At 76.2% G+C, this 21,497-nt stretch carries 21 protein-coding genes; 5 read left to right on the forward strand and 16 right to left on the reverse strand.

Annotation, left to right across the window (positions count from 1 at the left end):
* The first annotated feature begins 2 nt into the window (after positions 1-2).
* Positions 3-3,176: an ATP-binding protein gene (locus PHK61_RS07585; RefSeq protein WP_274280367.1), complete on the forward strand. Its 3,174-nt coding sequence runs from the start codon at positions 3-5 to the stop codon at positions 3,174-3,176.
* On the opposite strand, the gene PHK61_RS07590 is transcribed toward PHK61_RS07585, so the two are convergent.
* Genes PHK61_RS07590 through PHK61_RS07600 form a run of 3 tightly spaced genes read right to left on the reverse strand, consistent with a single transcriptional unit; the run spans position 3,108 to position 5,444 of the window.
* A complete protein-coding gene (locus tag PHK61_RS07590) occupies positions 3,108-3,623 on the reverse strand; it encodes an MSMEG_0567/Sll0786 family nitrogen starvation N-acetyltransferase (RefSeq protein ID WP_274280368.1) in 516 nt (171 codons plus the stop codon). The genes PHK61_RS07585 and PHK61_RS07590 overlap by 69 nt on opposite strands.
* Complete coding sequence (locus tag PHK61_RS07595) at positions 3,620-4,777, reverse strand: MSMEG_0568 family radical SAM protein (RefSeq protein ID WP_274280369.1); 1,158 nt, start codon at positions 4,775-4,777, stop codon at positions 3,620-3,622. Before PHK61_RS07595 ends, PHK61_RS07590 begins: the two co-directional genes overlap by 4 nt.
* Positions 4,778-4,814: 37 nt before the next feature.
* Entirely contained in the window at positions 4,815-5,444 is a 630-nt protein-coding gene (locus PHK61_RS07600) for a hypothetical protein (protein WP_274280370.1), read from the reverse strand.
* Positions 5,445-5,501: 57 nt separating this feature from the next.
* On the opposite strand from PHK61_RS07600, the gene PHK61_RS07605 reads away from it, so the two are divergent.
* Genes PHK61_RS07605 through PHK61_RS07615 form a run of 3 tightly spaced genes read left to right on the forward strand, consistent with a single transcriptional unit; the run spans position 5,502 to position 9,183 of the window.
* Complete coding sequence (locus tag PHK61_RS07605) at positions 5,502-6,464, forward strand: carbamate kinase (protein WP_274280371.1); 963 nt, start codon at positions 5,502-5,504, stop codon at positions 6,462-6,464.
* Positions 6,461-8,026 (forward strand): protein FdrA, encoded by a 1,566-nt coding sequence (locus PHK61_RS07610; RefSeq protein ID WP_274280372.1) that lies wholly within the window; start codon positions 6,461-6,463, stop codon positions 8,024-8,026. Before PHK61_RS07605 ends, PHK61_RS07610 begins: the two co-directional genes overlap by 4 nt.
* Positions 8,023-9,183 (forward strand): MSMEG_0565 family glycosyltransferase, encoded by a 1,161-nt coding sequence (locus PHK61_RS07615; RefSeq protein ID WP_274280373.1) that lies wholly within the window; start codon positions 8,023-8,025, stop codon positions 9,181-9,183. Before PHK61_RS07610 ends, PHK61_RS07615 begins: the two co-directional genes overlap by 4 nt.
* Here PHK61_RS07615 and PHK61_RS07620 read toward each other — a convergent pair.
* The 6 genes from PHK61_RS07620 to PHK61_RS07645 form a co-directional block, all read right to left on the reverse strand.
* Positions 9,177-9,563, reverse strand: coding sequence for a nitrile hydratase accessory protein (locus PHK61_RS07620; RefSeq protein WP_274280374.1), 387 nt, complete (start codon positions 9,561-9,563; stop codon positions 9,177-9,179). The two genes, PHK61_RS07615 and PHK61_RS07620, sit on opposite strands and share 7 nt — an antisense overlap.
* Positions 9,560-10,156 (reverse strand): nitrile hydratase subunit alpha, encoded by a 597-nt coding sequence (gene nthA, locus PHK61_RS07625; RefSeq protein WP_274280375.1) that lies wholly within the window; start codon positions 10,154-10,156, stop codon positions 9,560-9,562. The genes PHK61_RS07620 and nthA overlap by 4 nt, the downstream gene beginning before the upstream one ends.
* Complete coding sequence (gene nthB / locus PHK61_RS07630) at positions 10,153-10,815, reverse strand: nitrile hydratase subunit beta (protein ID WP_274280376.1); 663 nt, start codon at positions 10,813-10,815, stop codon at positions 10,153-10,155. Before nthB ends, nthA begins: the two co-directional genes overlap by 4 nt.
* Before the next feature lie 78 nt (positions 10,816-10,893).
* Positions 10,894-11,367 (reverse strand): MSMEG_0572/Sll0783 family nitrogen starvation response protein, encoded by a 474-nt coding sequence (locus PHK61_RS07635; protein WP_274280377.1) that lies wholly within the window; start codon positions 11,365-11,367, stop codon positions 10,894-10,896.
* Positions 11,368-11,448: 81 nt separating this feature from the next.
* On the reverse strand, positions 11,449-11,730 hold the full coding sequence (locus PHK61_RS07640; RefSeq protein ID WP_274280378.1) for a hypothetical protein: 282 nt from the start codon (positions 11,728-11,730) through the stop codon (positions 11,449-11,451).
* Position 11,731: 1 nt separating this feature from the next.
* Complete coding sequence (locus PHK61_RS07645) at positions 11,732-13,078, reverse strand: FAD-dependent oxidoreductase (protein ID WP_274280379.1); 1,347 nt, start codon at positions 13,076-13,078, stop codon at positions 11,732-11,734.
* Positions 13,079-13,216: 138 nt separating this feature from the next.
* On the opposite strand from PHK61_RS07645, the gene PHK61_RS07650 reads away from it, so the two are divergent.
* Positions 13,217-13,822 (forward strand): helix-turn-helix domain-containing protein, encoded by a 606-nt coding sequence (locus PHK61_RS07650; RefSeq protein ID WP_274280380.1) that lies wholly within the window; start codon positions 13,217-13,219, stop codon positions 13,820-13,822.
* On the opposite strand, the gene PHK61_RS07655 is transcribed toward PHK61_RS07650, so the two are convergent.
* Genes PHK61_RS07655 through PHK61_RS07685 form a run of 7 tightly spaced genes read right to left on the reverse strand, consistent with a single transcriptional unit; the run spans position 13,753 to position 21,495 of the window.
* A complete protein-coding gene (locus tag PHK61_RS07655) occupies positions 13,753-14,595 on the reverse strand; it encodes an oxamate carbamoyltransferase subunit AllH family protein (protein WP_274280381.1) in 843 nt (280 codons plus the stop codon). The genes PHK61_RS07650 and PHK61_RS07655 overlap by 70 nt on opposite strands.
* On the reverse strand, positions 14,592-15,989 hold the full coding sequence (locus PHK61_RS07660; RefSeq protein ID WP_274280382.1) for a YlbE family protein: 1,398 nt from the start codon (positions 15,987-15,989) through the stop codon (positions 14,592-14,594). Before PHK61_RS07660 ends, PHK61_RS07655 begins: the two co-directional genes overlap by 4 nt.
* Positions 15,986-17,494 carry an argininosuccinate lyase gene (gene argH, locus PHK61_RS07665; protein WP_274280383.1) on the reverse strand — a complete coding sequence of 503 codons (1,509 nt, stop codon included), beginning with the start codon at positions 17,492-17,494 and terminating at the stop codon, positions 15,986-15,988. Before argH ends, PHK61_RS07660 begins: the two co-directional genes overlap by 4 nt.
* Positions 17,491-18,468 (reverse strand): 1-aminocyclopropane-1-carboxylate deaminase/D-cysteine desulfhydrase, encoded by a 978-nt coding sequence (locus PHK61_RS07670; RefSeq protein ID WP_274280384.1) that lies wholly within the window; start codon positions 18,466-18,468, stop codon positions 17,491-17,493. Before PHK61_RS07670 ends, argH begins: the two co-directional genes overlap by 4 nt.
* Complete coding sequence (locus PHK61_RS07675) at positions 18,465-19,805, reverse strand: class-II fumarase/aspartase family protein (RefSeq protein WP_274280385.1); 1,341 nt, start codon at positions 19,803-19,805, stop codon at positions 18,465-18,467. The genes PHK61_RS07670 and PHK61_RS07675 overlap by 4 nt, the downstream gene beginning before the upstream one ends.
* Positions 19,790-20,710, reverse strand: coding sequence for a DUF7714 family protein (locus PHK61_RS07680; protein ID WP_274280386.1), 921 nt, complete (start codon positions 20,708-20,710; stop codon positions 19,790-19,792). Before PHK61_RS07680 ends, PHK61_RS07675 begins: the two co-directional genes overlap by 16 nt.
* Positions 20,707-21,495 (reverse strand): phosphosulfolactate synthase, encoded by a 789-nt coding sequence (locus tag PHK61_RS07685; protein ID WP_274280387.1) that lies wholly within the window; start codon positions 21,493-21,495, stop codon positions 20,707-20,709. Before PHK61_RS07685 ends, PHK61_RS07680 begins: the two co-directional genes overlap by 4 nt.
* Between the last annotated feature and the right edge of the window lie 2 nt (positions 21,496-21,497).

The following is a 21,497-nucleotide window of genomic DNA, read 5'->3' on the forward strand; positions in this document are numbered from 1 at the left end:
CGATGACAGCGGGCGGTCTGCGGATCCGGCTCGTCGGCCGGTTCGCCCTCGAAGGGTTCGACGGTCACGCGTCCGTGACCGTCCCGAACGGCCGTGCCCAGCGGCTGCTCGCCGTGCTCGCCGCGCACCAGGGCCGCTTCGTGCCGACCGACACGATCATCGGCGCGCTCTGGCCCGACGCCGCGCCCGGCCAGGCAGGCCGGCCGGGGCGCAACCTCGCCGCGCTGGTCAGCCGGCTGCGCCGCAGCATCGGCCGGGACCGTGTCGAGGGTGACCCCACCGGCTACCGCCTCGTCCGCGACGCCACCACGACCGTCGACGTCTACGAGGGTCTCGCGCTCGCCGAGGAGGCCGAACGCGACCTCGACCGGGGCCTCATGCTGCGCGCGCTCTCCGGCGCCCAGAGCGCCGAGGAGCTGCTCGGGCGGGGCACGGCCCTGGTCGGCGAGCCCGACGCCCCGTGGGCCCAGGAGGTGCGGCGCCTGGTCGCGACGACGCTGTCGCGGGCGCGGTCCTGCCACTGGACCGCGGCGCTGGCGCTCGGCGAGGACCGGACGGCGATCGACCTCGCCTCCCGCGCGCTGGCCGCCGACGCCCTCGACGAGCCGGCCGCCCGCGCCCTCATGCGCGCCTACATCCGCCAGGGCGCCGACGGCGCCGCGCTCGCCGCCTACGAGCAGCTGCGCCGGGCGCTGTCCGAGGAGCTGGGCGCGGATCCGTCGCCGGCCACGCAGGAGATCTACCGCTCGCTCCTGCTCCCCGACGACCGGACCCCGGCCGCCGCGCCGGTCGCGGTCCGCGGGCGCGACCGCGAGCTCGCCCAGCTGCGCCGCGCCTGGTCGGCCGCGACCCGCGGCCACGGCGGGCTCGTGCTGGTCACCGGCGAGGCCGGCATCGGCAAGAGCGCGCTCGTCCGCGTCCTGGCCGGCGAGGCACGTGACGCGGGCGCCACCGTCCTCGAGGTCCGCTGCCAGGAGGCCGAGCGCTCGCTCTACCTCCAGCCGCTGGCCGAGGCGGTGCGCACGCTGGTGGGCCGGCAGGCCGCCGGCTCCCGGGTGCTGCACCCCGTCGAGCGCGAGGCGCTCGCCGACCTCGCCCCCGAACTGGCCCCGGACACCGCCGACCCCCGCCCCGCCACCGACGAGCTCAGGCACCGCCGCACGCTGCTCGCGCTGGCCGAGCTCGTCGGGCGCACCGCCGAGGTGCACCCCATCCTGCTGGTCGTCGAGGACCTGCACCACGCGAGCCAGACGACCGTGGAGGCCCTGCACGTGCTCGCGACACGGCTCGCGGCCCGGCGGGTCCTCGTGCTCGCCACCGAGCGCTCCGCCGAGGAGCGCAGCGGCACCGAGAGCCTGCTCGACGTGGCCACGCACCTGCGCGTCCGCCCGCTGCCGCGCGCCACCGTCACCGCCCTGCTCGCCGCGTCCGGCGCCGGCTACGACCCCGACACGTTCTTCGCCTGGACCGGGGGCTCGCCGCTGCTGGTGGGCGAGCTGCTGCGCCACCCCGCGCCCGCCCCGGCCGACGGTCCGGTGATCCCCGAGGACCTCTACGCGCTGCTGCGCCGCCGGCTGGACGCGACGGCCGAGGACGTCGCGCTGCTGCTCGGCCAGGCCGCGGTGCTCGGGTCGTCGTTCTCGCTCGACGACGCCGCCGCGCTCGCCGGGGTCGGGCCCGAGGAGTGCGCCCGCCGCGCCGAGCGGGCCGTGCGCGCGGGCCTGCTGGTCTCCGACGGCGAGCGCTACCGCTTCGCCAACGACATCGTCCGGACCGTCGCCTATTCCCGCGCCGAGCTCCCGGTGCGCATCAGCCGCCACCGCCGCGCCGCCGAGCTCCTCGCCGACCGGCCCGAGGCCGCCGCCGGGCACCACTCGGCCGCCGGCGACCACGCGGCCGCCGCGCAGGCGTGGCTGGCCGCCGCGGACGCCGCCCACCTGGTGTTCGCCCACCGCGACGCCGAGCGCCTGCTGACCTCCGCGCTGGAGAGCGCCGAGCGCACCGGCGACGCCGTGCTGCGCACCACCGTGCTGCTGCGCCGCGGGCAGGCGCGCTGCGACCTCGCGCGCTTCGACGGCCCGGACGGGGCGCACGCCGACCACGACGCCGCGCTCGCGCTGGCCCGCGCGCTGGGCGACGAGGAGCTCGAGGCCCGCGCGCTGGAGGCCCTGGGCTGGACCGCGCTCTGGGCGCGCGACGCGTTCGCCGCCGTCGAGCTGGCCGAGCAGGCCGGGCACCTCGCCGAGTCCGCCGCGGCCGCCCCGGGGGCCCGGCGCAGCTCGTTGCTGCTGCTCGGGCGGGTGCGGCACTGGGACGGCGACTACTCCGGCGCCACCCACGCCTACCAGCAGGTGCTGGCCGTGGGCACCGAGGACGCCCTGGGCGCGGTGGCGATGGCCTACCGCGGCGCGCTGCTGCAGCACATGGACCGCTTCGCCGAGGCCCGCGCGGTGCTGGAGCGCGCGGTCGGGCTGTGCCGCCGGACCGGGGAGTTCCGCAGCCTGCTGCAGAGCCTGTTCTTCTGCGGGCTCGCCCGCGGCGACGCCGGCGACTTCGCCGGGGCCCTGCGCGCCCTGGACCGCGCCCGGCGCCTCATCGACGACGCCGGCGTCGGCTACTACCGCGCGGGCATCGAGACCACGACGTCGTGGCTCTGGCAGGAGCTCGGCGACCTCGAGCGCGCGCGCGAGCACGCCGAGACCGCGGTCGACCTGGCCCACCGCGGCGGCGGGGCGCTCGAGCTCGAGCAGGAGCTGCACGCCCTGCTCGCGCGCGCCGACTGCCTGCTGCTCGCCGGCAAGGACGACGACGCCGGCGCGACCGTCGAGGAGGCCGCACCGCTGCTGCGCCGCTCGCTGCCCTTCCGGCCGCGGGCGGCGATGCGCCTGCTCGAGATGCAGGCGCGTTGGGAGCCCGAGCGCGCCGAGGAGCTGCTCGCGACCGCCCGGACCTACCGGTCGGCGAAGTACGAGGCGCTCGCCCTGACCCACCTCGGGCGGCCCCAGGAAGCGGCGTCGGCCGCGCTGCGCACACGCTCGGACCTCGTCGTCGCACAGGTCGGCGCCCCGTCGGCGCGGGGCCCGGCGCGCGACCGTATCGCCGCGGCGCTACCCGCCGAGCTGCGTCCCCGGTTCGTCGAGCACGGGCGCCTGGTCGTCCCGCACACCGTCCGCTAGCTCGATCGTCATGAACACGTGCGGGCGGCCCGCGTAGTCCTCGGTGCCGTGCGCGGTCCACCCGAGGCGCTCGAAGAAGCGCTGGTTGGCGGGCTGCACGTGCGCGACCATGCGCCGTCCGCCGCGCGTCGCCGCGGTCGCCACGGCGAAGCGGACCAGGGGTGCGCCGGCGCCGGCGGTGCGCGCGGTGCCGAGGACGGCGAGCCGGTCGCCCTGCCACGTCCGCCCGTCGAGCGGGAAGAGCCGCACGGTGCCGACCACGTCGTCGCCGACGCGCGCGACCACGTGCAGGACGTCGTCGCGGGCGTCGTGGGAGTCGAGATCGTCGCCGGCGAAGATGCCCTGCTCGTCGACGAACACCGCGCGGCGCACCCGGTGGTGCTCCGCGCGCTCGGCGGCGTCCGCGGCGACCGCGCAGACCACCGGCCGCGCGACCGAGCGCGTCACGACCCGGACCCCGCTGACCCCGGACGGCGCCCGATCTGCAGCAGCGGCTGCACCGCGTTGAGCGCCGAGCAGGCCTGGCAGCGGGCGCAGCCGGCGACGGCGTCGGCCGAGGACATGTTCCGCTCGGTCATGTAGGCCGCGACCTTCTGGTAGACGCGATCGGTGTAGGCGGCGTCGGGCGGGGCGGCGTCGGCGAGCAGGCTGCCCGCGACCGGGCGCAGCGGCACGACGAAGGGGTAGACGCCGATGTCGACGGCGCGCCGGCAGCCCTCGACCGTGAGGTCGGGGTCCTCGCCCATGCCGAGGATGACGTAGGTGGACACCCGCCCCCGGCCCCACAGGGCGACCGCGCGCTCCCAGGTCCGGTAGTAGGTGTCGAGACCCGTGCGCGCCTTGCCGGGCGCGACGCGCGCGAGCACCGCGGGGTCGAAGGTCTCCACGTGGATGCCGACCGCGTCGGCACCGCCCGTGCCGTGCACCTCGTCGAGGATCCCGAGCTCGCGCGGCGGCTCGAACTGGATCTCGACCGGCAGCCCGGCCGCGTCCTTCACCGCGCGCCCGCACCGGGCCACGTAGCGGGCGCCGCGGTCCGGGGCCACCGAGCTGCCCGTGGTGAGCGTGGCGTCGACGGCGCCGTCGAGCTCCTTGGCGGCGACCGCGACCTCGGCGAGCTGTTCGGGGGTCTTGCGGGCCACCGTGCTGCCGGAGTCGAGCGAGACCCCGATCCCGCAGAAGGCGCACTGGTCGGCGGTGTTCCAGTAGTTGCACGCCTGCACGACCGTGCTCGCGAGCGAGTCGAGGTGCAGCAGAGCGATCTTCCAGTAGGGCGTGCCGTCGGCGGTCGCGCGGTCGTAGAACCGGGGCCGGCGCGCGCCGGTGACCGAGGCCAGCCGCTCGCCGTGGCGGTAGAGGCCCTGGGCGCCGTTGTCCTCGGAGCGCAGGACGTACTCCGACGAGGGGGTGGTGGGCACGGTGACCGGGAAGCCCTCGATCCAGAGCATGCCCGCGTCGGTGGGCCCCGCCCCGCCGGTGCGGGTCTCCACGGGCGTCTCGAGACGGATCCCGGCGCTCTGGACGGCGACGATGACCGACGCGATCGCCGCGGGGTCCGGTCCCTGCGCCGCGACCGTCTCCTCGCCCATCAGGCCCGTCATGCGCCACCCGCCTCGCGTCCACTTTCGGCTACGGTCATCACTTATCGGAAAGCATCGCGTCGCCGCCGTCAAGGCGTGAGTCGATCTCCTCCCGGCGGCGGGCGCGCTCGTCGTGCCACGCCGCCGCGTCGGCGAACGACCGCTCGTCGCCGTCCCGCCCGGTGATCGCCTCGCCCGTGACGGCGTCGACCACGACCTCGCCCAGCGCGTAGGGCTCGGCCCCCGCGTACGGGTCGGCCGTCGCGACCAGGGCGAGCCCCGAGGCGAGGTGCATCTCGACCGTGCGGTGGGTCGCGCCCGCCGTCTCGTCGAGGACCACCCAGCGCTCCCCCGCCGCGCGGGCGGCCGCGATCGCGGCGGCCCGCCGGTCGCGCGCGCGGGCGGCGACCAGCTCGTCGGCGCGCACCGCGAGGGCGGCGTCGAGCACGGCGCGCGTGCCCGCCCGCGCGAGCGCCGGGCCGGGGTCGGCGTCGAGCGCGACCAGGGCCTCGAGGGTCGGCGTCGCCGCCCGGACCTCGTCGAGGACGCCGCCGACGCGCTCGGCCACCCGGCGGTACTCCTCGCCGTCGACCACCGCGATCGACCAGAGACGGTCGCCCGCCGCCCGCCACCGGGCGCGCGCCCGGTCGAGCGCCGCCTCTTCCCCGGAGCGCACCGCAGCGTTCATGATGTCCACTATAGTAGACGAGCGCTGCTCATCATGGATCAGGAGTGACGGACACCGATGCCCAGAACCGCAGTGGTCGCCCTCGGCGGGAACGCCATCACCCGGGGCGGCCAGGCCGGGACCTACGCCGAGCAGGCCGAGAACGCCCACGCGATGGCCCGTGCGGTGTGCGCGCTGCGGGACGCGGGCTGGAACGTCGTGCTCGTCCACGGCAACGGGCCGCAGGTCGGCAACCTGGCCATCCAGCAGGACGAGGCCGCCGCGATCGTCCCCGCGCTCCCCCTGTTCTGCGTCAACTCCATGACCCAGGGCCAGCTCGGCAGCCTGCTCGGCCTGGCCCTGCTCGCCGAGGGCCGCGGGCGGCTGCCCGGCGTCGTCTCGGTGGTCACCCACGTCATGGTCGACCCGGCCGATCCCGCCTTCGAGCGCCCGACCAAGCCCGTCGGGCCCTACTTCACCGAGGCGCAGGCGCGCGTGCTCGCCCGGCAGCGCGGCTGGGACATGATCCCCGACGGCGAGCGCGGCCACCGCCGCGTGGTGCCGTCGCCGAAGCCCGTCGGGATCGTCGAGGTCGACGCCGTGCGGGCCCTCATCGAGCAGCACATGATCGTCGTCGCGGGCGGGGGCGGCGGCATCCCGGTGATCGCGGGCGACCACGGCCTCGAGGGCATCGACGCCGTGATCGACAAGGACTTCACCGCGCAGCGGCTCGCGGTGTCGGTGAACGCCGACGCGCTGGTGCTCGTCACCGACACCCCCAAGGTCTACGTCGACTTCGACACCCCGGACCGCCGCGCGATCGACCAGATGTCGGTCGACGAGGCCGCGAAGCACCTCGAGGACGGGCACTTCCCCGACGGCAGCATGGGCCCGAAGGTGCGGGCCGCCGTGCGCTTCATCCGCGAGGGCGGGCGCACGGCGGTGATCACCACCGCCGAGCGCGCCGGGCCGTCGCTCGACGCCGGCGACGCCTACGACGCCGAGCGGATCGGCACGCGCATCGTGGGGAACGGGCGATGAGCGCGGGCACGAGCCTCCTGCTCTTCCGCGACACCTACCTCGACTCGGTCGTGCAGCTCTCGGGCACGCGCGCGATGCGCGAGGTGCCCGGCGTCGACTGGGCGGCCGTGGCGATGGCCACCGAGGCGAACCTCGAGACCCTGGAGAAGGAGGGCTTCGACCCCGCCGCGTGGGCGGGCGCCGGGCCGGGCGACCTGTTCCTCGCGGTGCGGGCCGACTCCGAGGAGGCGCGCGCGGCCGCGCAGGACGCCGGGCGCGACGCGGCGTTCCGCACCCGCGAGGCCGCCGCCACCGGGGTCGCCGAGCCCGACCCCCGCTCGCTCGCCGAGGCCGTCGCCCGGCAGGCGGACAGCAACGTCGCGGTGATCTCAGTGCCGGGCGACTACGCCGCCCTCGAGACCCACCAGGCCCTGAGCGCGGGGCTCGACGTCCTGCTGTTCAGCGACAACGTCTCGCTCGACGACGAGATCGCGCTCAAGACCCGCGCCGCGCAGCTGGGCCGGCTGGTGATGGGGCCCGGCGCGGGCACCGCGATGCTCGGCCGGACGTGCCTCGGGTTCGCCAACGTCGTCGCCCCGCTCGCCGAGCGCGCCGGCGCGGTCGGGATCGTCGCCGCCGCGGGCACCGGCGCCCAGGAGGTCGCCGCGCTGCTCGACCGCTGGGGCGTCGGCGTCACCCACGTCGTCGGGCTCGGCGGGCGCGACCTCGGCGCCCGGGTCGGCGGGCCGATGGGACGGCTCGCCGTGCGCACGATGGCCGCCGACCCGGCCACCGACGCGATCCTGCTCGTCTCCAAGCCGCCGGACCCCGAGGTCGCGCGCACCGTCGTCGCCGAGGCCGGCGACACCCCGCTCGTCGCCGCCCTCATCGGCATGGACGAGCCGCTCGGCGGCGCCGCCGTCCAGGCCCCGACGCTCGAGGCGGGCGCGCTGGCGGTGCTGGGTGTGCTCGGGCGCGACGCCCCCGACCCGGCGGCCGGGCTGCGCGCGCAGGTCGACGCGGCGATCGCCGACCTCGACCCGCGCCGCACGCTCGTCCGCGGGCTCTACTCCGGCGGGACACTCTGCTACGAGTCGCTGGTCGTGCTCGCCGACGCGCTCGGCCCGGTGTGGTCGAACACCCCGCTCGACGAGGCCCTCGCCGTCCCCGCGCCGCCGTCGAGCCACGTGTGCCTCGACCTCGGCGAGGAGGAGTACACCCAGGGCCGCCCGCACCCCATGATCGACCCCGAGGCGCGCCTCGAGCACCTGCGCGAGCAGGGCGCCGACCCCGAGGTCGCCGCGATCGTGCTCGACGTCGTGCTCGGTCACGGCGCGCACCCCGACCCGGCGGGCGAGCTCGCCGCCGAGTGCGCGCGCATCGTCGCCGACGGCGGACGGGTCGTGGTCTACGTGCTCGGCACCGAGCGCGACCCGCAGGGCCTCGACGCGCAGCGGCGTGCCTTCCGCGACGCCGGGTGCGTGGTCACCGAGACCGCCGCGCGCGCCGCCCTCGCGGCCGCGGCGATCGCCCGGCGGGATCCGGCCCTCGCGGAGCTCGTCCCGATCGGGCAGGCCCGGTGAGGGAGCTCGCCCTCGTCACCCACTCCACCTCGCCGCGCGGCGGGATGGTGCACACGCTCGCGCTCGCCGAGGCCCTGCAGGCCGCCGGGCAGCCGGTGCACGTCATCAGCCAGGGCGACCCCGCGGCAGGGCTCTTCCGGCCGACGACGGTGCCGTTCACGGTGCTGCCGGCCCCGCCGTCGGGCGGGTCGCTGACCGACAAGGTGTTCGCCTCGATCGACCGGCTCGCCGGCGCCCTGGGCGAGCTCGCCCCCCGCTTCGACGTGCTGCACACCCAGGACTGCATCGCCGCGCGCGCCGCGGCTCGCGTGCGGGACGCCGGCGCCGACGTGGCGGTGGTGCGCACGGTGCACCACGTCGACGACTTCACCACCCCGGCGCTGGTCGAGTGCCAGCGCGCGGCGATCCGCGAGCCCGACCGGGTGCTCGTCGTCAGCGAGCAGTGGCGGCGCATCCTGCGCGACGACCACGCGCGCGAGTCGACGGTCGTGCCCAACGGCGTCGACCCCGACCGGTTCCCGCCCGTGACGCCCGAGCGGGTCGCCGAGCTGCGGGCCTCGATCGGCGCGCAGGACCGCTTCCTGTTCCTCGGCGTCGGCGGGGTCGAGCCGCGCAAGGGCACCCACGTCGCGTTCGAGGCCCTCGGCCGGCTGACGGCCACCATGCCGCACCCGCCGATGCTCGCGATCGTCGGCGGGCACTCGTTCCGCGACTACGCGGCCTACCGCGCCGAGACCCTCGCCCGGCTGCCCGACCTGGGCCTGGAGCTCGGCCGCGACGTGGTGCTGCTCGGCACGGTGTCCGAGGCCGACCTCGGCGGCTGGTACCGCAGCGCCGACGCGCTCTGCTTCCCCTCGCTCTCGGAGGGCTGGGGCCTGGCGGTGCTCGAGGCGATGGCCGCCGACCTGCCCGTCGTGGCGGGCGACCTGCCGGTGTTCCGCGAGTACCTGCTGCACCGTCACAACGCGCTCATGCCGGCGTCGGGCGACCCCGCCGAGCTCGCGCGCGCGATGCAGGAGATGTACGCCGACCGGGCCCTGCGCCGCCGGCTGCGCGCCGGCGGGCGGGAGACGCTCGCGCGCTACACCTGGGCCGCGAGCGCCCGCCGGCACATCGCCGTGTACGACGACGTGCGGGCGAGCGCCGTGCGTCAGTGACCGTGCCCGTGGCCATGCTCGTCGTCGCGGTGGTCGTGCCCGGCCGGGCGGGCGGCGAGCTCGATCGAGCGCGCCGCGACGTCGTCGCCGCTCAGGGAGCCGCCGTCGACCAGCACGTCCTCGAGCGCGTCGAGCCAGCAGGTGTAGTAGCGGAAGTCCGGGGCCCCTGGAGCACCGACGCCGTGCTCCGCCTCCCACGCCGCGATGCGCGCGACGAGGCGGTCGCGGAACGCGTCCCACGTGAACGCGCCCGCGTCGGCCAGCGACACCGCCATCCCGAAGGCGCGGCTCTCCCACGGCGCGGCGAACACCAGCTCGCCGTTGCTGCGCGGCGGCGCGGCCGGCCCGTCGACGTCGAGCGGTGCGATCACGGTCGTCACGGCGCGGCCACCTCGGCGACGCCGACCATCGCGTCCCGGGTGACGAGGCCGGCGAGCGCCTCGGCGTCGAGGTCCTCGGTGCCCGCGGGGCGCTGGGGCAGCACCAGGTAGCGCACCTCGGAGCTGGAGTCCCAGACCTGGATGTCCTTGCCCTCGGACACCTCGAGACCCATCTCGCGCAGCACGCGGCGGGGGGTGCGCACGATGCCCGCCCGGTACGCCGGGTCCTTGTACCAGCTCGGCGGCAGCCCGAGCACCGGCCACGGGTAGCAGGAGCACAGGGTGCACACGACGACGTGGTGCACCTCGTCGGACTGCTCGACCACGACCATGTGCTCGCCCTGCGGCCCGCCGAAGCCCATGTCCTTGATGGCGGCGGTGCCGTCGCGCAGGAGCCACGCCCGGTACTCGGGGTCGGTCCAGGCGCGGGCGACGACCTTGGCGCCGTTGAGCGGGCCCACGTCCTGCTCGTAGGTCTTGATGAACTTGTCCATCACCGCCGGGTCGATCAGTTCGCGCTCCACGAGGAGCTCCTCGAGCGCCTCGGTGCGCAGCGCCGGGGACAGGCGGTCGGCGGGGGCGGCCTCACTCACGCGTTCTCCAGGTAGCTCTCGAACAGATCGACGTGCAGCGTGAACGGCTCGGCGTCCGGACCCCACAGCTCGGTGGACGGGAAGCCGACGGTGTAGACGTACTGGGGGTTCTCCCCCGCGAACACGGCGTGGGTGTCGGGCAGCACGTGCGGGGGGCGGATCGCGGTCACGGTGCCCGACCGCCGGCGCACGTAGCGCGGCAGCTTGGTCGGCCCCTCGGGCTGCAGGTCCAAGGTCCGCACCACGTCCCCGGCCCCGAACCGCGGCTCGGCGTCGACCTCGCGCAGCGAGCCGGCCGCGGTGGGCTTGTAGTCCGGGCGGGCCGGCTCGGGGAACGCCGGCTCGGTGACGTCCTGCCCCTGCTTGCGACGCGCCCGGGCGTCGACGGCGCCCGGCGCGAGGATGCGGGAGTCGGTGAGCATCAGCTCCGCGGCGTTCAGCCACCGGCCGTAGTAACCGTCGACGAGGTAGTCGACGGGGTGCAGCCGTCCCAGGGCGTGGCGGAACGCGTCCAGGTTCTGCCCCGAGATCCGGCCCATTGTGAGGACCGTGATCGCGAAGCTGCGACCCTCCCAGGGCTCGGCGAACGGCGGCTCGTCGGTGGGCACCTGGGCGGGGCCCCACCCGTGCATCCCGCCCATGTCGGCGATCGAGTCCATGCTCCAGGCCCCTCCTCGGGCTCCGCGGACGTCCCGGGGCGGCCGGCGTCGGGTCCGGCCGCCCCGCGGGCGGTGGGGTCAGACGGTCCAGGTCTGCATCACGAGCGCACCCTCGCGCCGCGCGGTGAGCTGGGCGTCGAGGACGTCGAGCGGGTTGATCGGCTTCACGCCCTCCATCATGTCGACCTCGCGCATGCCGTAGAGCATCGCGGCGGAGAACCGGCAGGCGTAGACCTTGCCGCCCTCGTTCATGAAGGTCGTGAGCTGCTTGTTGTAGCCCAGCGCTCCGGGGAACGCCTCGTCACCGACCTTCGGGAAGCCGCGTGACGCCGAGGCCATCAGCGACCCCGGGCCGAAGAGCACGATGCTGGTGTCGAACCCCTTCCGGTTCACGCGGGTCGCGGTCAGCATGTTGACCAGCCCGACGGAGCCCTCGAAGGGCACCGTGTGCATGAAGATGTAGGCCTTCTCGCCCGCCTCGGCCTGGATGTCGTCGAAGACCTTGTCCTCGTAGTCGACGATCGCGTCGCCGGGGCTGACACGCTCACCCACGATCTGGACCACTGGTACCCCTCGTCTCTGTCTTCGGTGGTGCTCCCGGCGGGTGGGTCCCGCCGCTGTCCGGTGGGGCCGTCAGACGGCCGGCTCGCGCCGCTCCGGTGGCGGCGCCCAGGTCTGCCGGTGGCTGCCCGGCATCGCGCGCAGGATCCGGTGGCGCAGGGGCCACGGCAGCGCCCGGTAGACCGGCGCGAACACGCGCAGCCAGGCGAGCTCGAGCGCCCCGTGCGGGCGGCGCGGCCGTCGGGTGCCGGGGTAGCGCCGCGCGATCTGCTCGTGGGCGCCGACCAGCAGGTAGTGCTGGGAGTTCTCGCGCAGCCACCGGGAGAAGGACGGGCGCGCCCTGCTGCCGGCCATGTCAGAGCTTCCCCGCCGTGCGCAGCTCCTCGAGCCCGTTGGTCGCGGCGACGACGATCGGTTCGTTCAGCGCCCCGATGGCCGGGGAGTAGACGTTCTCCATCGTCGACAGGTCGTGGAACGTGAAGCCGTGCCTGACGGCCATCGCCAGGAAGTCGGCGCGCTCCTTGATGCCCTCCTGGCCGACCATCTGGGCCCCGATGAGGCGCAGACTCCCCGGCTCGGCCAGCAGTTTGACCTTCACCGGCTTGACACCCGGGTAGTAGCGCGCCCGCGAGATGCCCTGGGCCTGCCCGAGCACGTAGGGGATGCCGAGCGCGGTGGCCGTGGTCTCGCCGAACGAGGCGCCGCCGATGACCCACTTGCCGGCCGGCGTGCCCCACGGGACGTAGACCGCCCTGTAGGCCCGCGAGCCGCCGCCCGCGTTGGTGCCCGCGGTCTTGCCCTGCGCGTAGGCGTGGCTGCCGGTGAGCCCCTGCAGCGGCACCCGCGTGAGCCCGTGCGGGACCTCGACGGCGTCGCCGGCCGCGAACACCCCGGGCACCGAGGTGGCCATCCGCTCGTCGACGATGATCCCGCCGGTGGAGCCGATCTTGAGGCCGGCGGCGGCGGCGAGCCGCGCGTTGGGCGTCTTGTGGGTCGCGACGACCACCAGGTCGCAGGGCAGCTCGCCGTCGGAGGTCGCGACGGCGCTGACGTGGCCCTGCCCCACGAAGCCCTTGAGCGTCGTGTTGAAGTGCGCGACCACCCCGAGCTCGCGCCAGGACTCCTCGACCGGCGCCATGATGTCCGCGTCGGCCATGTCGGCGAGCGGCCAGGGGTTCGGGTCGATGAGGTGGGTCTCGATGCCGCGGTGGGCCAGCGAGGTGGTCATCTCGACGCCCAGCGGGGTCGCGTGGACGACCACGGCCCGCTTCACCGAGTCGAGGACCTTGTCCCACTCCATCGCCGCGCGGATGTTCTTGACGTAGTAGAGGCCCTCGAGGTCGCCGCCGGGCACGCCGGGGTCGGCGTACTCGAAGCCGGTGGCGACGATGAGCGTGTCGTAGCCGACCGTGCCCTCGCCGGTGACCTGCACGGTGCGCGCCGCGGTGTCGATGCCCGTCACCGAGGTCTCGTAGTGGACGTCGATGCCGACCGAGACGTACTGCTCCTTCGTGGCCAGGAACAGGCGCTCGAAGTCCGGGATCTCCTGCCCGTGGACGTAGGGGATGCCGCACGGGCTGTAGGCGACGTCCTCGAACTCGGTGTAGACGACGACCTCGGCGTCGGGCCGCGCCGCCTTCACCCCACCGGCGGCGCCCAGACCGGCGGCCCCGCCGCCGATGATCACGGTCTTGTGCGGCACGCGGACCCTTTCCTCGAAAGCCCTACGATGCGTGGCTGCGAGCCGGTCGACGACACGCGCCGGATCCGACAAGATGTCCACCAAAGTTGATGCGTGTTGACCATACTGACCGCGTCGTGGGTGTCAAGGAGTAGCGCCATGGCCCGATCAGCAGCCGAGCCCGCAGGCCCGGCCGACACGCCGCGCGTCTGGGAGACCGTCGTCGACGCGATCGGCCCCAAGGTGCGTGACCTGCGCCAACAGGCGGGGCTGTCGCTCCAGCAGCTCGCCCGCCGGGCCGACGTCTCGGCCGCCGCCATCCACAAGGTGGAGCGCGGCGACATGGTCCCGACGATCACCACGCTGCTGAAGCTCGCGGACGCCCTCGAGCGGCCCATCGCCCACTTCGTGGGTGACGAGGGCCCCACGACCGTCGCGAGCGTCGTCGCGGCCGGGGCGGGCGCGGAGGTGACCGACGGATCGGGCACCACCCGCACCGCGATCACGGCCGCGCCGGAGCGCTTCCGGGTCGGCGGCGCGGCGGTGGTGGTGGAGCCCGGCGCGGAGGGCTCGTCGGCGGGGCCGCAGGCCGGCGAGGAGCTGGTGCACCTGCTCGAGGGCGCGCTCGAGGTCGAGGTGGCCGGGGAGCGCCACGTCCTGGGCGCGGGCGACACCATCCAGTTCCCCGCCGACCGTCACACCCGGTGGCGCAATCCCGGGCCGGGGGCGGCGCGCGCGGTCTGGCTCACCACGCGGGGCAGCTGACCCGGCAGCGTCAGCAGGCGCAGCGCCATCCCCGCCGCGAGGTGCCGGCCCGAGTCGGCGCCCAGGGCGTGCAGCCGCGCCAGGGCGCGGGTCGCGGCGGCCCGGTCGCCGGCCGCGACGGCGTGCAGCCAGTCGTGCGCCGGGGCGACGGACTGGCCGCGGGCGGCCCAGGCGAGGAACGCGCGCGAGGGCCCGGTGGTGCGGACCGCGGCGCACACCGCCGCCAGGCGGTCCTCGACGCCCGGCCCGCCCGCGGCGCGCTCGACGAGCACCACGCCCGCCAGCACGTCGTCGCCCGCCGGTGTCAGGCCCGGGCCGCGCCCGCCGACCGCGGCGGCGAGGTCCTCGGGGCTCGTCGCCCGGGCCGCGGCGGCCAGCAGCTCGCCCGGGACGAGGGCCGCGCGCACGAGGTCGTCGTCACGCGCCGCGAGCGCGTCCGGGCCGGGCGTCGTGCCCCACCACACCGCGCCCGGCCCCCGCAGCGCCCAGCGCGGACCGGCGAGCCTGCTCCCGTCGCCGGTGACCGCCTCACCGATGCGGCAGGGCGGCAGTGTCGTGCACCGGACGTGCACCGGACCCGGCTCGACCCCGGGCGCCACGAGCGCGACCAGCGCGCCCGCCCCGTCGATGTGTCCGGCTCCCCTATCGGCGTGCTCCCCTGATTGCTCCGTGTCCAGCCGCAGGTAGGCGGCCTTGCGGTGCACCGACACCACGCGCCCGGCGACGGGACGGCGCAGCAGCCCGGCGGCGCCGAGGCCGGCGTCGACGATCATCCGGCGAGCGCGGCCAGGGCCTCGACGAAGCACGCGAGCGGCGCCGTCGCCACCCCGGCGCCGACCTGGCCCTGCCCCGACGAGGCCGCGAGGATGCCGGTGGTGACCCGGGGCGTCACGCCCGTCGCCACCACCCTGCGCAGGTCGACACCGACCGGCGTCCCGGCGAACCCCGCCGCGGGCAGCGTGAACCGGCTGCTCGACCCGACGCAGACCCGGCGGAACGCGTCGGTGGCCGCGGCCGCGTCGGCCATGGAGCCGCCGAGGAAGGCCGCGACGGCCGGGGAGTTCGCCGCCGCCGGGCCGCCCAGGCCGACGAGCTCGAGGACGGCGCTGTCGCCGATGTCGGGCGCGGCGTCGTCCGGGCCCAGCCCGGAGTAGTAGAGCGCCTCGCCGACCGGCGGGGCGGCCGTCGTGTACCAGCGCTCGGAGCCCGGCAGGCGGATGCCGAACGTCGTGCCGTTGCGCGCCATCGACGTCACGATCGACGAGCCCGGCACCCGCCCGGCCCACAGCGTCAGCGCCTTCGCCGCGCCCATCGCGGGGGTGAGGAAGAACAGGTGGTTGCCGGCGAGGAAGTCGGCGAAGGGTCCGCGGACGTCGTCGGGCAGCGCCGCGACGTGCCCCACCCAGCTGCGCACGAGCAGGTTGGTGGCCGCCTGGGTGCGCATGTGCAGGTCGTCGCCCATGGCGATGCCCTGGGCGGCGACGGCGAGGACGTCGAGCGGCCCGGAGCGTTCCAGCACCGCGGACAGCGCGGGACCGACGACGTCGCGCAGCAGGCGCAGGCGCGCGATCGCCGCGTCGGTGTCGCGGCCGAACCACGGCACCTCGCCGGGACCCTGGTTGATCGGGGCGAACGCGCGCACGGGCTCCGACCCGTCGTCGGGGGTGAGGTCGACGACGAGCACCGGCGCCGACGGCCCGATGGCGCTGGCCATCGGGACGACCATGTCGTGGTGGTTCGCGGGCTCGAGCCGGACGTCGCCGCCGGCGAGCAGGCGGTCGGCCTCCTCGACGTCGGCGGCCCAGCCCTCGGCGACGGTGGCGGCCCGCATCGAGCGCCGCAGCGGGTCGCAGGCGTGCGCCCAGTCGACCGCGGGACCGCAGTGCAGGAGCATCCGTCCCGCCACGCCGGGCACGACCTCGTCGGCGCGGCGCACGGCGGTCAGGAACGGCACGCCGGTGTCGAGGCGGCGCAGCACCTCGGCGTTGGCGGTGTCGATCGCCGGGTCGGCGGCGAGGCGGGTCAGGGCGCGCACGGCGTCCGGGTCGCCGCCGGCGGGCGGGCGCCAGTCGACGTGGGTGACGGTGCCGCCCTGCGCGCGGACGGCCTCGGCGAACATCGGCAGGCCGACGTTGACCACGGCGATCTCGTCGGGCAGGACTCTCATCGGGTCTCCTCCATCTGGCGGGTGGCGTGCCGGACGGTCTCCAGCAGGGCCGCTTCGGCGCCGTCGAACGCGGCGAGGCGCGCGCGGGCCCGCGCGTCGAGGTCATCGAGGCGGGCGGTGAGGTCGGCCGTCATGCGCGCGACCGCGGCGGGCGCCGCGCCGCCCTGGGCGTCGCGGGAGAGCACGATCCGCCAGGGGTCGAGGGCGTCGGTGAGGTCGGTGCCGGCGAGCCCGAGCGCGTGGCCGGTGTGCTCGACCGCCGCCCGGTCGAGCATCTCGCCGGTGATCTCGACGCCCGGCACGCCGGCCCGGCTCGCGGTCCGCACCGCGCGCCCGACCACGAGGTAGGCGGTGCGGTAGTCGACGTCGCAGGTCTGCACGAGGTGCTCGGCGAGGTCGGTGGCCTGGCTGTAGCCGCCGCGGACCTCTTCGGCGAGCCGGTCGGCGTTGACGCGCAGGGTGCGCACGACACCGGACGCGAGGCGGGTGATCCGCAGGGTGAGGTCGAGCGCGCGCGGCACCTCGCCGTAGGCGTAGATCAGGTTGTCGCTGCGCGCGGACGGGCTCTTGCTCACCGCGAGGAAGCCCGACAGCCGCCCGATCAGCACGCCGGACGCCCCGCGGATGATCGAGAGCGAGTACGGGTTGCGCTTCTGCGGCATGAGCACGCTCGCGCGCGTGAAGCCGTGGTCGAGGTCGACGTAGTCGAACTCGCTGGACGACCAGATCTCCAGGTCCTCGGCGAGCTTCGAGAGGTTCGAGACCAGGCTGGACGCGACCGCGAGCACCGAGATCAGGCCGTCGACCTGCCACATCGCGTCGCGCGTGTGCTCGATGACCCCGTCGAACCCGAGCGCCTCGGCGACGAACGCGCGGTCCTCCAGCAGCCGGGTGCCGTTGACGCAGCCGGCGCCGCCCGGGCTGGTGTCCACCCAGTCGAGCTCGGCGAGCAGGCGGTGCCCGTCGCGCACGGTGGAGTAGACGAACGAGAGCAGGTAGTGCGCGAACGTCGAGGGCTGCGCGTGCTGCAGGTAGGTCTGGTCGGGCATCACCGTCTCGGCGTGCTCCTCGGCACGCGCGACGGCGTCGCGCCCGAACCGGGCGGCCTCGGTGACGAGCTCGGCGATCTGGTGGCGCACGTGCAGGCGCAGCGCGATCCGCACGGCCTCGCGGCGCGGTCGGCCGGCGTGCAGCCAGCCCGCGACGTCGCCGAGCTGCGCGACGAACCACGCCTCGCGGGAGTTGTAGGGCTCGCCCAGCTCGGGGTCGTACGGGAAGTCCTGCGCGGGCGTGGCCTGGGCGACGAGCAGCAGCTCGAGCAGCGCGCGCCGGGCCTCGGGGGGCACGAGGCCGCGGCGGGACAGGTCGAGCACGTGCGCCATGTCCGCGAGGTTGAGCCCGCGGTGCAGGAACGGGGCGTCGGCGTTCTCCAGCGCGAACCCCGACGCCACGAGCTCGGGCGCCGGGCCGCCGACCGGCGGCCCCTCGTCGCGGGAGGTGCTCACGGTGCTCCTTCTGTCGTATGTGAGCGAACTTCGGGGCTATAGCCCGGAACTTCGCTCACGTGGGTCAGGGCGGAGACGAGGCCGCCGGTGAGCCAGAGGAGGGCGGGGCCGTCGGTGCGGTGCTCGACGGCGACGGCGGCCGCCTTGGCGCCGTACGTGTCGTCGAGGAGCACGCCCTCGGTGCCCAGCACCAGGTCGGCGGCGGCCCGGTCGGCGGGCGACGCCACCCCGAACCCGGGACCGCGGGCGTCGACGATCGTCAGCTGCTCCGGGCGCGGCGACGCGGTGCCGGCGAGCGCCGCGGTCTCCCCCGCGAGCCCCAGGACCTTCGCGGTGATCTCGTCGGGTGGGCGGCTCACCGACGCCCCGAGCACCCGCCACCCGGTGCCCGCCAGCCCCGCCAGCAGCCCCGCGACGCTGCCGCCGGAGCCGACCGGGAGCACGACGGTCGGCGCGTCGGACCCGCCCCACTGCGCGACGACCTCGGCCGCCGCGCCCGCGAACCCCAGCGCCCCCACCGGCGTCGACCCGCCCCGCGGCACGGCCAGCGGACGCCGACCAGCCGCCGCGAGCTCCGCGCCGAGGCGGTCGACCTCGCCGTCGACGCGGCCCCGGTCGTCGGAGCCGAGGGCGTGGATGCGCGCGCCCGCGGCGGTCGCCAGCGCCAGGTTCGTGGTCCCGCGGACGTCGCCCCACACCACGAGCTCGCAGTCCAGCCCCGCCACGCGTGCCGCCTGGGCCGCGGCGGCGACGAAGTTCGAGTCGGGCCCGCCGCCGGTGACCAGCACGTCGCAGCCCCGCGCGAGGGCGTCGCCGAGCAGGTACTCGAGCGCGCGGACCTTGTTGCCCGCCACGCCGAACCCCGTGAGGTCGTCGCGCTTGAGCCAGAGGGGGCCGCAGCCCAGGGCCGCGCGCAGCCGGTCGGCCCGCACGAGCGGGGTCGGCAGGACGGCGAGCGGGAACCGCGGGGTCACGACCCGGCCTCGCGGAGCCGCGCCACCGTCGCGTCGACCATCGCCACGGCCACCCGGTCGGCCGGGCGCGCGAGCCAGCCCCGCACCTCGTCGGCGCTCGCGATCCCCCGCGCCGCCAGCTCGCCGGCGAGGTCGCCGCCGTCGGCGAGCACCGACTGGAGCAGGTCCTGCGCGGCGTGCTTGCCCAGGCGCGGGGCGAGCGCCGCGAGCACGCGCTCGGAGCCCAGCCGGTCGCCGTGGCGGGCGAGGTTCGCCGCCATCGCGTCGGCGTGCACCTCCAGGCCGTCGAGCAATGTCCGCGCCAGCGACACCGCCGTGCCGACGAGCAGGCAGACCTCGGGCAGCGCCGCCCACTCGGCCTTCCACGCGCGCCCGTCGCGCTCGTGCGCGGCGACCACGCCCTCGAGCAGCACGCCGGCCGACGACCGCGCCAGGCGCGCCAGGGTGTCGAGGTGCTCGCTGACCTCGGGGTTGCGCTTGTGCGGCATGGTGATGCTGCCGACGGCGGTCGGGGTGGTCGGCTCCGCGAGCTCGCCGATCTCCGGGCGCGCCAGCTCGTACACCTCGCCGCCGATGCGCGCGAGGGTCCCGGCGATCATCGCGAGCACGCCGCCGAACTCGGCGACGCGGTCGCGGCTCGTCGTCCACGAGATCCCCGGGTCGCCGAGGCCGAGCTCCGCGCAGAACGCGGCGCGCAGCTCGAGCGGGTCGACGCCGTCGTCGTCGTGGAAGGCCAGCGCGCCGACGGCCCCGGCGAGCTGGCCGACCGCCCAACGCGGGCGGCCCTCGTCGAGGCGCGCGACGTGGCGGTCCAGCTCGTCGGCCCACGACGCCGCCTTGAGCCCGAACGTCACGGGGGCCCCGGGCTGGCCGTGGGTGCGGCCCGCGATCGGGGTCGCCCGGTGGGTCGTGGCGATCGCCAGCACGCGGTCGGAGACCGCGCGCACGTCGCGGCGCACGAGCGCGCCGACGTCGCGCATCACCGTGCCGAACCAGGTGTCGGTGACGTCCTGGACGGTGGCGCCGACGTAGACGTGCTCGCGGGCGCTCTCCGGCAGCACGGCCTGCAGGCCCCGGATCAGCCCGAGCGTGGAGTGCGAGGTCGCGCGGGTCTGCGTGGCGACCTCGTCCCAGTCCAGCCGCTCCACGCGCGCGCCGGCGGCGATCTGCTCGGCCGCCCCGGCCGGCACGAGGCCCGCCCGCGCCTGCACCCGCGCGAGCGCGACGAGGATGTCCAGCCACGCCTGCCAGCGGGCCTCCTCGCCCAGGAGCGCGGTCAGCTCGGGCGTCGTCCAGAGGTGCGCGTAGACGGGCGAGTCGGTCAGGCGGGCGACCACCGGGGCTCCTCCCGCTGCGCCAGGCGGGCCAGGGCCTCGCGGACGTGCTCGAGCGACGACCCCCACGGCACCGACACCCACCGCGTCGCGCCGTCCGGTCCCTCGACGGTGCCCTCGGCGAGCTCCTCCTGCTGCAGGCAGCACTTGGTGAGCACCGCGCCGGCTCCCTCGGCGGCGACCGCGGCGAGCGGGCAGGTGTCCACCCCGGGCGCCTCGCGGCCGTAGAACCAGCGGTGGATCTGCCGGGAGCGCTCGCAGCCCAGGAGCGTCCAGTCGGCCTCCGGGGGGCGCTCGTCGAGGTAGGACACGGCCGCGCCCGGCACCTCGCCCCCGCCGCCGCGGCAGGGCAGCAGGTAGTGCGCGGCCGGGTGCGCCGCGGCGAGCTCGGCGAGGTCGACGGTGTGCGGCGTCAGCGCCATCGGCGGGAGGTCCTCGCTGACCTCGAGCACCCGGCGCGCCTGGTCGGCGAGCTTCGCCGGCCGGGGCGGCACCACCTCCCGCACGGTGACGGGGAGCGGGCGGGCGTCGAGGATGAAGTTCACGTGCTCGTAGCGGCCCTGCACGACGACCGCGCGCGCCTCCGGGACCTCGGCCGCCGCGGCCGCGAGCAGCGTGGGCACGCCGGTGTCGAGCTCGGGGCGGTGCAGCAGGACCGTCTCGTCGGGACCCGCGAGCAGCGTGACCTCGACGATCGGGCTGAACAGCTCGTCGTCACCGGCGCGGGCCACCGCGAGCAGCGCGACCGGGCCGTGGTCGGTGTCGGGCGGGCGCACGACGAGGAAGCGGGTCTTCCAGTACGCCTCGCGCCCGAGGTAGCGCTCGCGCAGCGTCGCCTCGTCGTAGGGCAGCGGCGCGCGCGCCACCGCGACGCCGCGGTAGCGGCCCGGGACGAGGTTCGCCGTCATCGCGCCAGCTCGGCGCTGATCGCGGCGCCGACCGTGCTCGAGGCGGTGTCCGAGCGCAGCCCGAGCCGCAGGGTCTCCAGGCCCATGACGTCGTCGAGCGCGATGTTGCCCAGGTTGACGTCGGGCCCGAACCGGCGCACGAACCACGCCTGCTGGTGCGCGCGCGGCGCCTCGAACACCAGGTGCGCGGGCCCGACCGCGTCGGCCAGGGCCTCGACGACGTCCTCGCGCACGCCGCCGTCGGCGCCGAAGATCCCCACGGTGCCGCTCTGCCGGCCCTCGGCGACCACGAGGTGCGCACCGGCCGCGCGGTCGGCGGCGGCCTCGTCGCGCCACTGCTCGAGGGTGTGCTGCTGGTCGGGGTCCTTCGCGCCGACCTCGGTGACGACCGCGAAGCGGTCGGCCGCCCGCTCGACGAGGGCGCGCTTGTCGGCGACGGTCATCGGCACCGTCCCGCGGGAGACCTCGACCTGGCGGAACCCGACCCGGTGCGCCCACGCCAGGCACTGCTCGGCGACGCCCTGCGCCCACGCGATCTCCAGCAGCGTGCCGCCGAGGCAGGAGGCGACCCCGTGCCCGTCGAGCACCGCGATCTTCTCGGCGATCCGCGGGTCGACGTAGGCGGTGCCCCAGCCGGTCTTCCAGATGTCGACGAAGGCCCCGGCGCCGGCGAGCAGGTCGGCCGCCGCGGCGGGGCTCACCCCCGGGTCGAGGACGTGCGTGAGCCCGACCGTCCGCGGCGCGGACGACCGGTCAGGCAGCGTCAGGAAGCTCGGGGTCGCCATGA

Origin of the sequence: Actinomycetospora lutea (genome assembly GCF_028737205.1) — a bacterium.
Classification (GTDB): domain Bacteria; phylum Actinomycetota; class Actinomycetes; order Mycobacteriales; family Pseudonocardiaceae; genus Actinomycetospora; species Actinomycetospora lutea.